This is a genomic window from Mesorhizobium sp. M1334 (assembly GCF_040317995.1).
In the GTDB taxonomy this organism is placed as follows: domain Bacteria; phylum Pseudomonadota; class Alphaproteobacteria; order Rhizobiales; family Rhizobiaceae; genus Mesorhizobium.
In genome coordinates, this window is record NZ_JAMYLM010000001.1 from 109,786 (window position 1) to 127,291 (window position 17,506).

The following is a 17,506-nucleotide window of genomic DNA, read 5'->3' on the forward strand; positions in this document are numbered from 1 at the left end:
TTTCCGGTCACGACGAGCCCTCGCGGGTCAGAGGGAATGCAATTTCCGCCTCCAAACCATTTGAGCGGAAAGTTGTTTCAATTTTTCCGCCCAGCCTGTAGCCGATTTCTCCGCGCAGAAGGGTAAGGCCGAAGCCGCTGTCGGTTGGCTCCTTGATGCGGGGGCCGCCCTTCTCGCGCCAGACGAGCTTGAAGGTTCCATCCACCACCGACCATTTCACAATTATCCGCCCGGCAGGCTTCGACAGTGCGCCATATTTAGCGGCATTGGTCGCCAGTTCATGGATTGCCATGCCGAACGAAAGCCCCTGTACAGGCTTGAGGCTTACCCGCTTGCCATCGAGCTCGAACCGTTCGGCCCCGAAGGGACCAAGCTCCTGGCGCAGCAGTTCCTCGACGGAGGCTTCCGTCCAGCTTTCGCGCGAGAGCAGACTGTAGGCTCGTGACATTGCATGCAGACGGCCGATCAAAGCTTCAGCGAACTCGTCTTTTGACGCCGAGTATTCCCGCGTCCGGTTGGTGATGCTGGCGACAACCGCCAGCATGTTCTTGACGCGATGGTTCAGCTCCGAGATGAGCACCTGCTGACGCTCTTCCGCCTGCGCCAGTGTCGTCACGTCGATCAGTGTCACGACCACGCCTTGGATGCTGCCGCCTTTGTCCCGGTAAGGGTTGATGCGGACCAGGTAGAACCGGCCCTTGTCGTCGCGCGCAAGGTGATGGTTCAGGGTCTCTCCCGTCTCGAACACCGCCTGGATGTGCCGCTTCAACTCGGGGTAGTCGAGTTGGCTCGAAAGATCGGTCAGCGGTCGGCCGACATCTGACGGACGCAAGTTGAAGAACGACGACGCGGCAGGAGTAAAGGTTCGCACCACAAGGTTGCGGTCGAGGAAGATGGTGGCGATTTCCGTGCTTTCGAACAAGTTTCTGAGATCGCTGTTGGCGCGATCGAGTTCCTCTATCTTGCCGGTCAGTTCCGCATTGATGGTGTTGAGCTCTTCGTTGAGCGACTGCATTTCCTCCTTCGAGGCCTCAAGCTCCTCATTCGTCGACTGTGCCTCTTCATTGACGGAGACGAGTTCCTCGTTCGAAGATTTTACTTCCTCCAGCGCGGTTTCGTACTCCTCGATGGTCGACTGCAGCCGCTCGCGCGTGTCGCGCAACTCCCGTTCGAGATCGGCCGCGTCGTCTGTGCCGCGGCTTTCGCGGGCCGGATCGGAGCGTATCTGGGCCTGCCCCACCGGATTGAACAGGACGAGGTAGAGGGGCTCGCCATTGCTGCGTTCCGTGTACGGCTCGACTGTCAGTGTAATGAACTGAAGCTGTCCGTCGTCTTCTTCGACCGCTATGTTCTCCCGCACGACCGTGCGGCGCGTCGTTGCTGCTTCCCGCAACGCGGCGCGCATCTCAAGTCTCAGCCCGCGGCGGGCCAAGGTCAGCAACTGCCGGCTCGGGGCACCTTGCGGCGCTTCCAGATATTTACCCGTCCGCGCCGAATAGTAGACGATGTCGCCATCGCCATTGACCAGCACGTGAGGCGGGGCGAACCGCTCCAGCACCTGAGCCTCGATTGCCTGGCGCAGCGAATGGCTCGCGCCATCGTTTTTTGAGCCACGGCGTCCCGCCGGCAGGGCAGCTGTGAAGCCATTGCCGATCAGGACCGGCGGTCGCGGCGTGGCATGTTCCCGCGCCTGGAATATCCGCTGCTTCTTATCGACCGTGGCGAACAGGTCGCCGTGCTGACCGACGCTTTCCGAGGTGCCGAGGAACAGATAACCGCCCGGCCTCAGCGCATAGTGGAAGATCGGGACGACCCGGTTCTGGATCTGCGGGCCGAAATAGATCAACAGGTTGCGGCACGAAATCATATCCATACGCGAGAACGGAGGATCGCGGATGACGCTGTGCGGGGAAAAAATGCAGAGTTCGCGCACCTCTTTGGCCAGCACATAGCTCTCGCCGTCGCTGTGGAAAAAGCGTTGCCTGCGCTGTGGCGATAGCCCGTGCAGCAGCGCTTCGGGATAACGCGCCGCACGCGCCACCGCGAGCGCCGGCTCGTCGATGTCGGTCGCGAATATCTGGACGCGCGGCGGCGCGGGAAGTTTCTCCATGCGCTCGCGCATCAGCATGCCGATCGAGAACACCTCCTCGCCGGTGGCGCAGCCGGGCACCCAGACACGCACCGCATCGGACGCGTTCCTGCCCTCGAAAATCTGCGGTATGATCTTGTCCTCCAGCAATTTGAACGCTTCGGCGTCCCGAAAAAAGCTGGTGACATTGATGAGCAGGTCGCGAAACAGCTTCGCCACCTCGTCGGGATCCCTCTTCAGCCGTTCTATGTAGGTGCTGATCGACTGTAGCTGCGTTATCTGCATGCGCCGCTTTACGCGACGCAGGAACGTCTTGGCCTTGTAGCCGGAAAAGTCGTGACCGGAATGGCTGCGCAGAATGGCGTAGATTTCATCGCGGGCTCGATCTATCTCGGCCTTGCGTTCGTCGTCCGCTTCGGTCAGGCCGTTCAGCACGTCGAAACCGCGGACAAACGCCTGAAGCTTTGCACCGATCTGCTCGGCGGGCGCCGCTATGTCGATCAGGCCGCTCGAAATCGCGCTCTGCGGCATATCTGGATTGCGGGGGCCGGAACCGTTGGAGGCCTGGGCAATGGTCAGCCCGCCATGCTCCTTAATTGCCCTGGCGCCGAGCGTGCCGTCCGAATCGCCACCCGACAAAATAATGCCGACGGCATACTCGCCCTGGTCCTCGGCCAATGCGCTGAAGAAGATATCGATCGGCTTGCGCTCGCGGTTGAGCGTGTTCGGCCGGCGCAGCGAAAGCGCGCCCTTACGGATGGTGAGGACGACGTTTTGCGGCATCACATAGACCTGGTCGGGTTGGACCGCTGCCCCCTCCTCGGCCACCAAGACCGGCATTTCGGTATAACGTCGGATGACCTCGTGCAGCAGGCTTTCCCGCTCCGGGCTGAGATGCGTGACGACGACGAACGCCATGCCGGTGTCGCCGGTCAGCCCTTTGAACAGGCCCTCCATCGCGGGAATGCCGCCAGCGGATGCGCCGACGCCGACAATAGGAAATCTTCCATTCTGGAACACCATGCCATGCCCCGGTAACAGCCGCGCCCGCGAAACCGCCAAATCGGCCCTCAGACTAGAACCGGGCCGAGCCTCGGGCCAGTAAATAGTCCACGAACGGAACAAAGCACCGCCGGTGGGCATTAACATCCGGTTTTCGAGGCGGTTCCAATGGCAAAACGACCACCTGAGACAAAGCCGGCAAAACAAATCTCGTTACGCTCGCCGGATCTGGCCAAGGTCCCGGTATCCGAAGAAATCCCGCCTCGCCTGCTCGCGCTCGCGGAACGGTTGGAAGAGGCCATGGCCCGCCAATTTGGACAAGTCCGCGCCGATAGCCGTAAATCCCGCAGGAAGAAGGAACAATGAGGTGCGCGACCTGCAAGGCTTGCATATTCTGATCGTCGAGGACGAATGGATGCTGGCGGGCGATCTTGCACGTTATTTCAGCAAGATGGGCGCCGTCGTGCTCGGCCCGGTGGCGACAGTCGAACAGGCATCGAAACATACCGATGAGGCGGAAGCCGCGATCCTGGACATCAATCTCAACGGACGACGGGTATTCCCGATCGCGGACGAACTGATGCGCCGCGGCGTGCCGTTCGTATTTTTCAGCGGTGACGAAGACATCATCATTCCGGAACGGCTTCGCCACGCCAGCAGCCTGAGAAAGTGCTCGGACGGCCAAGCCGTCTTCGACGCTCTTTTCCCGCCCGAGACGTCAGCATCGAAAGAGGGCCAGGTGCCGGAGCCGTCCGATGACGTATTCTCGCTTCTGCCGAAGCTCAGGCTCGCGGCACGTCTGCTGCTGGGAGACGTGGACGCTTCCGACCGGCTGGTCGAGCGGACGCTCGAGCAGGCGATCGGCGAGATCGACAGGAGACGATCCGGCTCCTCCACCGAGGACTGGCTCAACGGCATCATGCGAAACATCGTCAGGGCACGTGGAGCGAACCTGCTGCACTGACCGCGGCAGTTGCCGGCAATCAGACGAGGTCAGCCTTTCCGGTTGCGTTCGACGAATTTGTTGAAGCGGCTGGTTTTGCCGCCGCTGGTCTCTTCCTGGTAGAGGAAGGCCAGTTCGTTCTCGTCGAATATCCTGAAGAACTCGTCCCATTCGACAGGCTCGAACGTCTCTTCAGGCTCGCCGAAGTCGATGCGCAGTATGCCGCCCTCGCCCTTGGTGCGCACCACCGCCGGCCGGCCATCGCGATCCTCAGCCCAACGGCGGATTTCATCATGATCGGTGGTCGTCTTCGATTCAGACATTCCAATCTCCCTTCGATTCCACCGCACACCGCGAGATCCCGGTCTGCCTCGTACAACCAGCAGATGCATTGCTGCCGAGCATATGCGCGCGGTTGGTCGATTATGGCTCCTAACACCAAGCGCGCTTCGATGTTCCCGTGCCCAGCCCAAGGCGGTCGCTTCCGGAGCGCAGCGCTCGGGAACTTTGTTGAAGCAAGGGAACAAACCTTTCGCCCGGAAGTTTGGGGCGGCAAAGCCATTCGTATGAGGAGTTGTCGTGAAACGTATACTGGTCACGGGAGGCTGCGGTTTTATCGGCCGCCACGTCGCCCAGGAACTCGTTGAACATGGCTATGGGGTTTCAATTCTCGATGCGTTGCTGGACCAGGTGCATGGCGGCGAGGCAATCAGCCTGCCGCCAGGCGCCAAGCTGATCAAAGGCGACGTTCGCGATCGCGAGGCCATCGCAGAGGCGGGCGACGATGTCGACGCGATCATTCACCTGGCGGCCGAAGTCGGCGTCGGCCAGTCCATGTACGAGATCGCCCGCTATGTCGGCGCCAACGACCTCGGCACCGCCACGCTGCTGGAAGCGCTGATCAAACGCCCGATCGAACGGATCGTCGTTGCTTCGTCGATGAGCGTCTATGGCGAGGGTCTCTATGCCACGCCGGACGGCCGGCGCATCGACAATGCAAGACGACAGCCGGACGATATCCGCAATGGCCAATGGAATCCCCTGTCGCCGGAAGGCGAAGTCCTGTCGCCGCTGCCGACCGACGAGCAGAAACCGGTCGACCTCGCCTCGATATACGCACTGACAAAATTCGCCCAGGAACGCGCCGTGCTGATCTTCGGTGAAGCCTATGGCGTCGACGCCGTGGCACTGCGCCTGTTCAATGTCTTCGGCGCCGGACAGGCGCTCTCGAACCCGTATACCGGCGTCCTGGCGAACTTCGCCTCGCGTATCGCCAATGGCCAGCGGCCGCTGATTTTCGAGGACGGCGAACAGCAGCGCGATTTCGTGCACGTGCGCGACGTTGCCCGCGCCTTCCGGCTGGCGCTGGAGCAGCCCCAGGCACGCAGCCACGTCATCAACATCGGCAGCGGGCGGGCCTACGCAGTCAGCGACGTCGCCCGGCTGCTCGCCGAAGCAATGGGCGTGCCTGGCCGCCAGCCGGAAATCCTCGGCAAGGCACGCTCCGGCGATATCCGCAATTGCTTTGCCGACATATCGAAGGCGCGCGAACTGCTCGGCTTCCAGCCGCAATACCGGCTGGAGCATTCGCTCGGCGATTTCGTCGCATGGGTGCGCAACACCGTCGCCATCGATCGCAGCGCCGAGATGAAGCGGGAACTCGAAGCGCGAGGGCTGGTATCATGAGACCGGATTCACCCGATTTTCGCGAAGCGCCCGTCGCCGTTATCGGCGGCAGCGGGTTCATCGGCTCCAACCTCGCCGACAGCCTGTTGTCGGATGGCGAACCGGTGCTGGTCATCGATAATCTGAGCCGTCCCGGCGTTGAGCAGAACCTCGAATGGCTGACGCAAAAGCACGGCAGCCGTCTCACCATTGAAATCGTCGACATCCGCGAGGCCGAGGCGCTGATGCCGCTGGTGGCTGGGTCGAAGGCGGTTTTCCACTTTGCCGCGCAGACCGCCGTCACCACGAGCCTGGTTCGGCCGGACGAGGATTTCGACATCAACCTGCGCGGAACGTTCAACGTCCTGGAAGCCGCTCGCCGCAGCGGCAAACGCATCCCCGTCGTTTTCGCCAGCACCAACAAGGTCTATGGGCGGCTCGCTGACATTGCGATGCGCGAAGACGACGGCAAATATGCGCCTTGCGACGCCAGCATCCAGGCGCACGGCATTGACGAGACGCGCGGCCTTGATTTCTGCACGCCCTATGGCTGCTCCAAGGGCGCGGCGGACCAGTATGTCCTCGACTACGCCAAGTCATACGATCTTCCGACGGCGGTGCTGCGCATGAGCTGCATCTATGGACCGCGCCAGTTCGGGACGGAGGATCAGGGCTGGGTCGCCCATTTCCTGCTTAGCGCGTTCTCCGACCGGCCGATCACCATCTATGGCGACGGCAAGCAGGTGCGCGACATCCTGCATGTTGCCGACGCGGTAGCGGCCTACCGCGCGGTGCTCGACCGGATCGAAGAAATCAAGGGCCAGGCATTCAATCTCGGCGGTGGACCGGAAAACGCCGTCAGCCTGCGCATACTACTGAACGAGATTTGCGACATAACGAAACGGGACGTTTCGATCCGTTACGACCGCGAACGCACCGGCGACCAACCATTCTTCGTCGCCGACACACGCGCGATCGAGGCGGCGCTAGGATGGAAAGCGCATGTCTCGTGGCGAAACGGCATCCGCGACCTCGCCGACTGGCTGCATCGTCATCGCGTCGACCCGCATCCCGAACCGGCGAGGTACGTGGCATGAAGGTCGCTCTGGTCAATCCGTCCTGGACCTACCAGGACAGCATCTATTTCGGCTGCCGCCAGCCGCATCTGCCGCTCGAACTCGGCTATTCGAAAGCCTTGCTCGAAGCCGCCGGCCACGAGGTACTGATGCTGGACGGGCAGATCCAGAAGCTCGACAATGCCGCGCTTGCCGATCGCGTCGCCACTTTCGAGCCTGATATGACCGTCGTCAGCACCGCGCCGACCTACCTGTTCTGGCGCTGCGCACCGCCCGAGTTGCGCGTGCCAGCTGAGTTCCTCAACCATCTTGCCGGGTGCGGCGGCCGCACCGTCGCCGTCGGGCCGCATGGCTCGGCGACGCCGGCGCCGACTTTGCGCAAGCTTGGCGTCGACATTGTCGTGCGCGGCGAATGCGAGGAAGTGGTCGCGGAACTCGCCCGGCGCAACGACTGGAATGCTGTGCCGTCCACCGCCCATTTTGAGGATGGAGAACTGGTTTCGAACGGCAGCGCGCATGCGAGCTCGTTCATCGATCACCCAGCGCTCGAATGGCCATCGGACTGGATTGCCGCCCATTCGCACCACCATCACCGCTTCGACGACAACCAGGTCGGCTTTGGCGCCGAGGTCGAGGCTTCGCGCGGCTGCCCGTATAATTGCAGCTTCTGCGCCAAGATCGATTTCCGCGACGCCTATCGCCGCCGGAACCACGAAGCGGTTATCGCCGAGATCGACCGGCTGATCGCACAGGGCGTCGGCTACATCTACTTCATCGACGAGATATTCCTGCCGCAAAAGGCATTGCTGGAAGCGCTGGTCGATCGCGATGTGAAGTTCGGCGTGCAGACGCGCATCGACCTCTGGAAACCGGAACTGCTGAAACTGCTCGGCGCAGCCGGCTGCGTCTCGATCGAGGCGGGGCTCGAAAGCCTGACGGTGGAAGGCCGCGCCATGCTGGCAAAACGCTGCCGGCTGGGAACCGAGGAACTGGCTGCGTTGCTGGTCGACGCAAGGCGCCATGTGCCGTTCGTTCAGGCCAATCTCATCGGCGTGGTCGAAGACGATCCCGCGCTGGTCGACTATTGGCGAAAGCACCTGATCGACAACGGCGTTTGGGCCAACGAACCGGTGCCGCTTTATCCTTATCCGAGTTCGCCCAGCTACCGCGAACTTTGGGGCGAGCCGGACGACCTCGCCTGGGAGCGCGCGCATGAACATTACCTCGCATCCTTCCGGACGTTCAGCGACATCCAGGAGAAGCGTCCGCGTCCGCTGGCTGAATTGGAGGCCACATGTTGCGGACACTGAGCCCGCCGCGTCGCATCCTGATGACTGTCGATGCCGTCGGCGGCGTCTGGCGCTATGCGCTCGATCTGGCCAGGCAACTGGTCGCCGGCGGCGACAGCGTCGTGCTTGCCGGGCTTGGTCCGAAACCGTCCAGGCAGCAGGCCGAGGAGGCGCAGTCATTCGCTGCGCTGACCTGGCTCAACACGCCGCCCGACTGGATGACCCGCGACGAGCACGACCTCGACACATTGCAGCAGGAGCTGCTCCCGCTCATCCGTGACTACGCCATCGAAATCGTCCATCTCAACGCGCCGACGCAGGCTGCGGGGCTCGACGTGCCCTGCCCGGTCGTGGCGGTGTCGCATTCCTGCGTGGTGACATGGTTCCACGCCGTCAAAGGACAGGCGGCGGACGGAGATTGGGCCTGGCAGAAGGACCGCAACCGGCGCGGTCTCGACAACGCAGGCATGGTCGTTGCACCCAGCCGCAGCCATGCCGACATGCTTGAAACCTGCTACGGGCCGATCGCCCGCCTGAGCGTCGTCAGCAACGGTGCACGGCCCGGGCCGAAGAGCGAAAGGCGGGAATCGGTCGTTTTCGCCGCCGCGCGCTGGTGGGACGAAGGAAAGAATGCGGCGGTGCTGGACCGGGCCGCCTCCCTGACGCAATGGCCGATCTTCGTCGCCGGCTCGCTGCAAGGGCCGGACGGCCAGCATGTTGGCTTCAGCCACGCCGTTCCCGTCGGGCCGGTACCGCATGAGGAAGTGCGCCTGCTGATGGCGCGGGCCGGCATTTTTGTATCGCCGTCGCTCTACGAACCGTTCGGCCTGGCCACGCTGGAAGCCGCGATGTCGAAGACGCCTTTGGTGCTCGCCGATATTTCGACCTATCGCGAACTGTGGGACGACGCGGCCATGTTCTACGACGCGCGCGATCCGGGCGATCTCGCCAGATGCATCAGCAGCCTTTGCAGCGACGCGCAGCGCCGGCGAGAACTCGGTGAGGCAGCGGCCCGCCGAAGCCGCAGGTTTTCACTGGCAAGACAGGCGACCGCCATGCGCGGCGTCTACGACAAGGCGGCCCTGGCCACCATGGCGGATAGTTGATTATGCGGTTTTTGTTCTACACCCATTCGATCGTTTCCGACTGGAACCACGGCAACGCACATTTCCTGCGCGGCATCATGCGTGAGCTGGTCGTGCGCGGGCACCAGGCTATCGCGCTGGAGCCCGCCGACGGCTGGAGCCGGTCGAACCTGCTGGCCGAGAAAGGATCCTTCGCGATCGAACGATTCCGGAAGGACTTTCCCGAGTTGATGCCGGTCACCTATGACGCCGCCTTCGACCACGAAGCCTGGATCTCCGATGCCGATGTGGTGATCGTGCATGAGTGGACCGAGCCGGGTCTTGTCGCGCGGCTGGGCAGGGCGAAAGCGAATGGCGGGCGTTTCACGCTGCTGTTCCACGACACGCACCATCGCGCCATATCAGCCACGCAAGCGATCTCCTCCTTGCGGCTTGAACATTATGACGGCGTGCTCGCCTTCGGCGAGGCGCTGCGGGAAAGCTATCTCCGCGCCGGATGGGGCAAGCGGGTCTTCACCTGGCACGAGGCAGCCGATGACCACCTGTTCCAGCCGCATCCTGAAATCGAGCGTAGTTCCGACCTTATCTGGATCGGCAATTGGGGCGACGACGAGCGCAGCGCCGAAATCAGGGAGTTCCTGGTCGGCCCGGTACGTGAGCTCGGCCTGAGCGGAACCGTCCACGGCGTTCGCTATCCGCCGGAGGCGCTCGCCGACCTTGCGGCCGCCGGCCTGCGCTACGAAGGCTGGATCGCCAATGCCGACGTGCCGAAGGCATTCGCGGCGAACCGCATCACGGTTCACATCCCGCGGCGTCCATATCGCGAAAGCCTGCCCGGCATCCCGACCATCCGCATGTTCGAGGCGCTCGCCTGCGGCATTCCGCTTGTTTCGGCGCCCTGGTCCGATGTCGAACGCTTGTTCAGGCCCGGCACCGATTTCCTGTTTGCAAATAATGGCTTCGAGATGCGGCGTCATCTTCGCGCCGTGCTGCATGATGCGGATCTCGCCGCTTCTCTGGCGACGTCGGGCCTCGAGACCATCCGCCTGCGGCACACATGCCGGCACCGGGCGGATGAATTGTTCGGCGTGCTCGCCGAATGCGGGCACCGCCGAGCCGCCGACACGATCCTTGCAAAGGAGGCAGCCGAATGAAGATCGCATTCTACGGATCGAGCCTGCTGTCGTCCTATTGGAACGGCGCGGCAACCTATTACCGCGGATTGCTCAAGGCCCTGGCAAGGCTCGGCTATGACATCACCTTCTACGAGCCGGACGTCTACGATCGCCAGAAAAACCGCGACATGGAGGCGCCGGACTGGTGTGCCGTGGTCGTCTACGAGGCCACCCCGCATGCCATGATGCAGGTGGCCGCGCGGGCGGCGGAGGCGGATATCGTCGTCAAGGCGAGTGGCGTCGGTTTCGCCGACGACGCGCTGTTGCGGGCGGTGCTCGATCACGCCCGTGCCGATGCGCTGACCGTATTCTGGGATGTCGATGCGCCGGCGACGCTCGGCCAGTTGCGCGATGAACCCGACCATCCGCTGCATCGCGCGTTGCAGGAAATCGACCTCGTGCTGACCTATGGCGGCGGCGACCCGGTGGTCTGGGCCTATCGGGCCATGGGGGCGGCCGAATGCGTGCCGATCTACAATGCGCTCGATCCGGAAACGCATCATCCGGTCGGCAAGGATATGCGTTTCGCCTGCGATCTCGCCTTCCTCGGCAACCGGCTGCCGGACCGCGAGGCGCGCGTCGAGGCCTTCTTCCTCGACCCGGCCGGCCGCTCGGCCGATCAGCGCTTCCTGCTCGGCGGATCTGGCTGGGGCGACAAGCAGATGCCCGCCAATGTCCGATGGCTCGGCCATGTCGGCACGCGTGACCACAATGCACTGAACGTCACGGCCAAGGCGGTGCTCAACATCAGCCGCGACAGCATGGCGGCCAATGGCTTCTCACCGGCGACGCGCGTGTTCGAGGCAGCCGGCGCCGGCGCATGCCTCATCACCGACGCCTGGCTCGGTGTGGACCTGTTCCTGAAACCCGGCGAGGAAATCCTGGTCGCGCGCGATGGCGAGGATGTCGCCGAGATCATGCAAAGCCTTAGCGCTGAACGGGCCAAGGCGATCGGGGCATCCGCGCTTCGGCGGGTACTTGGCGAACATACCTATACGACACGGGCCGTTTTGGCCGACGCCATTTTCAGGCGCCATTTCGAGCGTCCGACCGTGGAGGCGGCCGAATGACGAAGCCGCTCGACATCGTCTTTCTTGGCCTCTCGCTCTCCTCATCCTGGGGAAACGGCCACGCCACCACCTTTCGGGGGCTGCTTAAAGGTCTCCACGAACTCGGTCACCGCGTCACCTTTCTCGAACGCGACGTGCCGTGGTACGCAAGTCACCGGGATCTGCGCGATCCCGATTTCTGCGCGTTGCGCTACTATGAAACGACCGACGATCTTCGCCGCAATTTTGCGCGCTGCCTGCGCGATGCCGATATCGTGGTCGTCGGCTCCTTCGTTCCCGAAGGCCCTGAAATCATCGACGTCGTGGCATCACTGTGCACAGGTCAGTTCTGCTTCTACGACGTCGACACGCCGGTCACGCTGGCAAGGCTTTCAACCGATGATTGCGAGTATATTGCCAGGCGGCAGGTCCCGTATTTCGATGTCTACTTCTCTTTCACCGGCGGGCCGACGCTTGCCCGTCTGACGGCGGAATTCGGCGCGAGGCGGGCCGAGCCGCTCTACTGCTCCGTCGACCCGGAACGGCATCACGGAACCGGTGACCCAATCCGCTGGGATCTCGGCTATCTCGGCACGTACAGCCCCGACCGCCAGGCGGCGCTGGAGGCCCTGCTGTTCGAACCGGCGCGTCGCATGCCGGAGCGTCGCTTCGTCGTTGCCGGCTCGCAATATCCGCGCGAAATCGCCTGGCCGGACAATGTCGATCGCATCGAACACCTGCCGCCGGCAGACCATGCCGCCTTTTACAGCCGACAACGCTACACGTTGAACGTCACGCGCAGTTCCATGATCGCGGCCGGATGGTCGCCCAGCGTGCGACTCTTCGAGGCAGCGGCCTGCGGCACGGCGATCATCAGCGATAGCTGGGCCGGACTGGACAGCCTGTTTCCAGGGCGGACGATTCACACGGCGCGCAGGACCGAGGACATAATCGGTATCCTGTCTGGAGAATCCGACGGCGCCCGGCTTGCCATGGCCACGCAGGCGCGCGTGCTCATCCTGGCAGCTCACACAAGCATCGCAAGAGCCCGCGAATTCGTTGCGCTGCTGGCGCAGGCCAAATCGCCACGTTCTGTTCTCGATCTGGACGTCGAGAGCGCAGCATGACCCGCAGACGGGAGAAGATAGAGATGCAGCTATCAAGAAAGGCGCAACGGACCAGGACCGTGCTTGTCGCCGGCGGCGCCGGCTTCCTCGGTTCGCATCTTTGCGAGACAATGCTCCAGGCCGGCTGGCGCGTGATCTGCGTCGACAATTTCCTTACCGGCCGCATGGAGAACATAGCATCGATCGCCGATCGTCCGGATTTTCGGCTGATCAAGCAAGACATTTGCCGGCCGTTGGAGCTTGGCGAACCGGTGGATCGCATCTTCAACATGGCATGCGCGGCATCGCCGCCGCGTTACCAGGCCGACCCGGTCCACACGACGCGGACTTGTGTGATCGGGACGCTCAATCTGCTGGAGCTCGCCGCCCGTAGTGGCGCCCGCTTCCTGCAGGCGTCCACCAGCGAAATTTATGGCGATCCCGAACAGCATCCGCAGAAGGAAGACTATGTCGGCCACGTGAACTGTATCGGCCCCCGCGCCTGCTATGACGAAGGTAAGCGCACCGCCGAAACCTTATGCTTCGATTATTTGAGAATGGGAAAAGCCGATATCCGTGTCGCGCGCATCTTCAACACCTACGGCCCCAGGATGGACCCTGCGGACGGACGGATCGTTTCCAATCTGATCATGCAGGCACTCGAGAGACGGCCGCTGACGATATTCGGCGACGGGCTGCAGACCAGGTCGTTCTGCTACGTTTCCGATCTGGTCGACGGCTTGATCCGGTTGATGGACGTCGATCCCAATCCACGCCAGCCGGTCAATCTGGGCAATCCGGGGGAGTTCACCATCCTGCAACTGGCGAGCTTGGTGAGAGGCATGACCGCAACCAAATCGGGCCTGAAATTCCTGCCGCTGCCGCAAGACGATCCTCGTCGTCGGCAACCCGACATTTCCCGCGCAAAGAAGCTTCTCGGCTGGTCGCCAAAAGTGCCGCTCAGGCAAGGTTTGATGCGCACGATCGGCTATTTTGCCGAGCTTGAGACGGCGCAGATGATCGACAGAAGACGTCAAATTGCCGCCACCGTGCGTTCTGCCTCAGGCCGGCTGCAAAACCTGCCGGCCTGAGGCGGGGAGCGTCTGGCCGCTGCATGATCGCGCGGTCGTTTCGGATTTGGTCACTTTTTCTCGTCGCGGGAACAACCCGTCCAGCTTCTGGTTCTGCCAAGGTACCGGCATGGAGACGATTGTGCATCCGAAGCGATCCGCCAAAGACATCGAGCAAATGGCCGCAAAGGAGACGGCTGCCTTCCTGCGGCGCGCCTCCATCACCTATCTGGAATGTTGCGTGAGCCTGATGATGACGCATCTTCAGCGGGAGGAGGTAGTCGCCATCCTCGAAAAGGAAGCGGACATGCTTCGCCGGCTGGACTGATCCTGGTCGAAGGGCCGCAGCTCCCCTTGGTTCTCCAGGAAACGAAGCAACATCGAGGTATAACGTCTTGCCGCGACCGCCAGCCGGATCTGTTCCCTATCATCGCCAGATCGTGCAGCCATGCTCCACAAGCCAAGCTGGAACGCAAGATAGCAGGGCTCATAGTATTGGACCAGATTGGCATCGACGGGACGGGAGGCTCTCGCTTCCACGGCCTTGCAAAGCGCCCCAGTCGCCGGGTCGGAGAGGCTGTACTCGACACGGGCGCCGGCAATGTCCCAGGCGATGTCCTGGCAGCCGATCAGATCGTGCGATCGGCAATGATCGAGGGCGTCCGTCTTGACCAGCGTTCCACTGCGCGAAAGGATGAACTCCCACGGATGAAGCCGCCCGTCGATCTCGACCCGCTGCATGGTCTTGGCTGGAGCCTGTCTCGAGAACCAGGTCTGCAGCTCCGCCGCGCGGCGTTCGCCCAGCGCTTCACTTATATTCCGCACGGCCATGTCCGCAAGCGCCTCCAGCGAGGCGCCTGGCTCCGAGGCCGGCAGATTGGCTGCGCGCCAAGCGAGATAGCGCGCCAGGTGAGCGACCAATTTTTCTTTCGAAAGCGTTGCCCGGTCCAGCGTTGTGCCGTCGATCCAGCGTTCGACCAGAAAGCCATGGCACAGCCCGGCGACTTCCGGGCCAAAGGCTGCGTCGTGCAGCCTCCTGGCGGTCTCGGCCTTGTGCATTCCGATTTCACCGAGGCCGACGAATTTGACCGACCATTTTTCCTGGCCGGCGGAAGCGAGGAACTTCCGCCGCTCGAAGCCGCGATGAACGGGCGGCCACTGATCCTGCGAGCCATAATGCAAGCGACGCCACTCTCCGGCGGATATTTCCATCAGGCTGACCGCTGTGCGGCCGATCATTCTAGCCACCCAATCCCGCAGCGCCGGCAGAGCGGATCCAGCGGGGAAAGTCCGTTCGAAATCCGCGGTGTGTTTTTGGCACACCGTCCATGCCTCACGGATGTCCGCCGACGTCTCGGGGCCCGGGCCACCCAAATGACTTGGGAACAGATGGATGCGCCTGGTATCGATGCCCAGCGCTTGTAGCCATGCGACGACGGCATGGAACGAGCTGCCGGACAGACCCGGGCCCTCATCGACGATGGCAAAGCGGGCCGACGGCTTCGTCATCCAGCCGCTGATCAGCTCCGGATCGGCGGCAAGCCGCCTGCGAAACGGGTGGCCGGTCGGACGGACGCTGACGGGTGCTGGCGCGCCGATGGCTGCAGCCACCATCGCTGCAAGCCCAAGGCCGATGCTGCGGATGCCGATTACGCATGTGTTCGCATCGAGACCCGACTGCCGCGCGGCGACGAAATAGCTCTCCGGATAAAGCGCGTAGTGAGCGTAGCCCTCAGCCGCGCCGGTCAGAATGTCGCCATCGCATTCGAGTTCGGCCAACATTCGCGGCACTTCGGCATCGACCGGGCCGTCGACGGCGAATCCGGCCCTCCACGATCTGCCCACGTCCCGGGCCAAGCCGACCAGGAGATTTGCGCCCGCGATCCTTTGTGGGGAATTCCTGTCCGTGCCCCTGGCCTCGAATTCCGCGTCGGCAAGGCCCTGGACCAATTCCGAGACCTTGATGAACAGGCCGACCAGGGCTGCGTGCCGTCCGATCCCGCTTGGCATGTCCGCGATGTGCCCGGCCGCATCGCAAGCCGAGGCGAGAACATATCGCGCGCTCTCAGTTTGCTTGTGGTCGCCATAGACGATCATTGTCTCGTCCCGGTTGGCCTCACCCCCCGGCTGCACAACTCGGCGGGCGCTACTTTGATCCACCGTCGGTTGCACGATTTTTACAGCCGGCAAGGAACAATCCGGGAGGAAGGCGGTTTGGCACGAAGAACTTACCTTCAACAGCATAGGCAGCGGTTTCGTGGGATCGAAGAAAGTTCGGATCGGAATAGTCGGCGTCGGTAACTGCGCCTCCTCCCTTGTTCAGGGCATCACCTATTACCGCGACGCAAGGAGCAATGAGCCCATACCCGGGCTGATGCATGCCGATCTTGGCGGCTACCATGTCAAGGACATCGAGGTGGTCTGCGCTTTCGACGTCGCCAAGGGCAAGGTCGGACGTGATGTGGCAGACGCGATCTACAGCGCGCCCAACAATACTTTCCGCTTTGCCAACGTTGCGCCTACCGGCGTTCGCGTCGAACGCGGACCGACGCTGGACGGCATCGGCAAATATCTGCGCGACGAGATCGAGGAGTCCGACGAGCCGGTCGCCAATGTCGGCAACATCCTCGCCGAAAGCGGCGCCGAGATCCTGGTGTCCTATCTGCCTGTCGGTTCGGAGGAGGCAACACGCTTTTACGCCGAGTGCGCGCTCGAGGCGGGCTGCGCCTTCGTCAACTGCATACCAGTCTTCATCGCCTCGCGGCCGGAGTGGCGCCGGCGCTTCGAGCAGCACGGGCTGCCGCTGATCGGCGACGACATCAAGAGCCAGGTTGGTGCGACGATCGTCCACCGGCTGCTCGCCAACCTGTTCCGCGAGCGCGGCGTGCGCATCGATCGCACCTACCAGCTCAATTTCGGCGGCAACACCGACTTCCTCAACATGCTGGAACGCGAGCGGCTGGAATCAAAGAAGATCTCAAAGACGCAATCCGTCACCAGCCAGATCGACGTCCCCCTGGAGCCCGGCAACATTCACGTCGGGCCGAGCGACCATGTCCCGTGGCTGACCGACCGCAAGTGGGCCTATATCCGGGTCGAAGGCACGACCTTCGGCGGCGTGCCGCTGAATGCCGAGCTCAAGCTGGAAGTGTGGGATTCGCCCAATTCGGCCGGAGTCGTCATCGATGCGGTGCGTTGCGCCAAGCTGGCGCTCGACCGCGGCATCGCGGGCGCGCTGACCGGCCCCTGCAGCTATTTCATGAAATCGCCGCCCGAGCAGTTCACCGACGCGGAAGCCCGCCAGCGCACGCTCTCTTTCATCGCCGGCAAGGACGAGCCGATGCTCGATGCGGCGGAATGACGACGACGTTTTTTCTGGTGCGCCACGCCGCGCACGACAATGTCGGCTGTTATCTTGCCGGGCGGATGGCCGGCGTTTGCCTCGGCGAAGCCGGCAGGGCACAGGCCTCGCATCTGGCTGACCGTATGGCACGCGAGCCGGTAGCGGCAATCTTCTGCAGCCCGCGCGAACGCACGCAGGAGACTGCCAATCCGATGGCGCTCGCCTGTAATGCCGGTGAAATCGTGATCCGCGAGGAACTCGATGAGATCGACTTCGGCACTTGGTCGGGAAAGACCTTCGAGGAGCTGAACAAGGATGCCGACTGGCGAGCGTGGAACGACCAGCGTCAGCAGGCGAGAACGCCGAGCGGCGAGACCATGCTGGACGTGCAGCAACGCGTCGTCTTGCTGATCGAACAGGTCCGCGGCACCTACCAGAACCAGTGCGTTGCACTGGTCAGCCATGCCGACGTCATCAAGGCCGCGGTGTGCAAAGTGCTCGGCCTGTCGCTGGGGAACTGCTTTCGCTTCGATATCGACCCAGCGTCGATCACCACGGTTGTTTGGGGGGAGTGGGGGTCGAAGCTGATCAGACTCAACGAAGCTGCCTGACGA

General features: G+C 62.8%; 15 protein-coding genes. 12 read left to right on the forward strand and 3 right to left on the reverse strand.

The genetic code is table 11. The features are described from left to right. Positions 1-7: 7 nt before the first annotated feature. A complete protein-coding gene (locus NKH17_RS00555; protein ID WP_352897851.1) occupies positions 8-3,112 on the reverse strand; it encodes a CheR family methyltransferase in 3,105 nt (1,034 codons plus the stop codon). Between the two features lie 147 nt (positions 3,113-3,259). Between NKH17_RS00555 and NKH17_RS00560 the strand changes: the two genes are divergently transcribed. Together NKH17_RS00560 and NKH17_RS00565 are read left to right on the forward strand one after the other, a co-directional pair. Beyond that, positions 3,260-3,457: a hypothetical protein gene (locus tag NKH17_RS00560; RefSeq protein WP_352897853.1), complete on the forward strand. Its 198-nt coding sequence runs from the start codon at positions 3,260-3,262 to the stop codon at positions 3,455-3,457. Between the two features lies 1 nt (position 3,458). Next, a complete protein-coding gene (locus tag NKH17_RS00565; RefSeq protein WP_352897855.1) occupies positions 3,459-4,055 on the forward strand; it encodes a response regulator in 597 nt (198 codons plus the stop codon). A gap of 29 nt (positions 4,056-4,084) precedes the next feature. On the opposite strand, the gene NKH17_RS00570 is transcribed toward NKH17_RS00565, so the two are convergent. After that, positions 4,085-4,357, reverse strand: coding sequence for a hypothetical protein (locus NKH17_RS00570; protein ID WP_352505415.1), 273 nt, complete (start codon positions 4,355-4,357; stop codon positions 4,085-4,087). Positions 4,358-4,613: 256 nt separating this feature from the next. Between NKH17_RS00570 and NKH17_RS00575 the strand changes: the two genes are divergently transcribed. The 8 genes from NKH17_RS00575 to NKH17_RS00610 are packed head-to-tail and all read left to right on the forward strand — an operon-like array spanning position 4,614 to position 13,570. Continuing rightward, a complete protein-coding gene (locus NKH17_RS00575) occupies positions 4,614-5,720 on the forward strand; it encodes an NAD-dependent epimerase/dehydratase family protein (RefSeq protein ID WP_352897857.1) in 1,107 nt (368 codons plus the stop codon). Further along, on the forward strand, positions 5,717-6,796 hold the full coding sequence (locus tag NKH17_RS00580; RefSeq protein WP_352897859.1) for an NAD-dependent epimerase/dehydratase family protein: 1,080 nt from the start codon (positions 5,717-5,719) through the stop codon (positions 6,794-6,796). Before NKH17_RS00575 ends, NKH17_RS00580 begins: the two co-directional genes overlap by 4 nt. Next, positions 6,793-8,085, forward strand: a complete 1,293-nt coding sequence (locus NKH17_RS00585; protein WP_352897861.1) for a TIGR04295 family B12-binding domain-containing radical SAM protein — start codon at positions 6,793-6,795, stop codon at positions 8,083-8,085. The genes NKH17_RS00580 and NKH17_RS00585 overlap by 4 nt, the downstream gene beginning before the upstream one ends. Next, entirely contained in the window at positions 8,070-9,170 is a 1,101-nt protein-coding gene (locus NKH17_RS00590) for a glycosyltransferase family 4 protein (RefSeq protein WP_352897863.1), read from the forward strand. The genes NKH17_RS00585 and NKH17_RS00590 overlap by 16 nt, the downstream gene beginning before the upstream one ends. Positions 9,171-9,172: 2 nt before the next feature. Beyond that, a complete protein-coding gene (locus NKH17_RS00595) occupies positions 9,173-10,303 on the forward strand; it encodes a CgeB family protein (RefSeq protein ID WP_352476467.1) in 1,131 nt (376 codons plus the stop codon). Beyond that, the gene (locus tag NKH17_RS00600; protein WP_352688586.1) at positions 10,300-11,394 is read left to right on the forward strand and encodes a CgeB family protein; all 1,095 of its coding nucleotides are present in this window, start codon (positions 10,300-10,302) and stop codon (positions 11,392-11,394) included. Before NKH17_RS00595 ends, NKH17_RS00600 begins: the two co-directional genes overlap by 4 nt. Then, a complete protein-coding gene (locus NKH17_RS00605; protein ID WP_352476465.1) occupies positions 11,391-12,500 on the forward strand; it encodes a CgeB family protein in 1,110 nt (369 codons plus the stop codon). Before NKH17_RS00600 ends, NKH17_RS00605 begins: the two co-directional genes overlap by 4 nt. A gap of 23 nt (positions 12,501-12,523) precedes the next feature. After that, positions 12,524-13,570: a UDP-glucuronic acid decarboxylase family protein gene (locus NKH17_RS00610; RefSeq protein WP_352476464.1), complete on the forward strand. Its 1,047-nt coding sequence runs from the start codon at positions 12,524-12,526 to the stop codon at positions 13,568-13,570. Positions 13,571-13,813: 243 nt separating this feature from the next. Here the strand turns inward: NKH17_RS00610 and NKH17_RS00615 are convergent, their stop codons facing one another. Further along, the gene (locus NKH17_RS00615) at positions 13,814-15,646 is read right to left on the reverse strand and encodes a hypothetical protein (protein ID WP_352476463.1); all 1,833 of its coding nucleotides are present in this window, start codon (positions 15,644-15,646) and stop codon (positions 13,814-13,816) included. A gap of 160 nt (positions 15,647-15,806) precedes the next feature. Here NKH17_RS00615 and NKH17_RS00620 point away from each other — a divergent pair, with 160 nt between their 5' ends. Further along, the gene (locus NKH17_RS00620) at positions 15,807-16,910 is read left to right on the forward strand and encodes an inositol-3-phosphate synthase (protein ID WP_352476462.1); all 1,104 of its coding nucleotides are present in this window, start codon (positions 15,807-15,809) and stop codon (positions 16,908-16,910) included. After that, on the forward strand, positions 16,907-17,503 hold the full coding sequence (locus NKH17_RS00625; protein ID WP_352897866.1) for a histidine phosphatase family protein: 597 nt from the start codon (positions 16,907-16,909) through the stop codon (positions 17,501-17,503). The genes NKH17_RS00620 and NKH17_RS00625 overlap by 4 nt, the downstream gene beginning before the upstream one ends. The last annotated feature ends 3 nt before the right edge of the window (positions 17,504-17,506 follow it).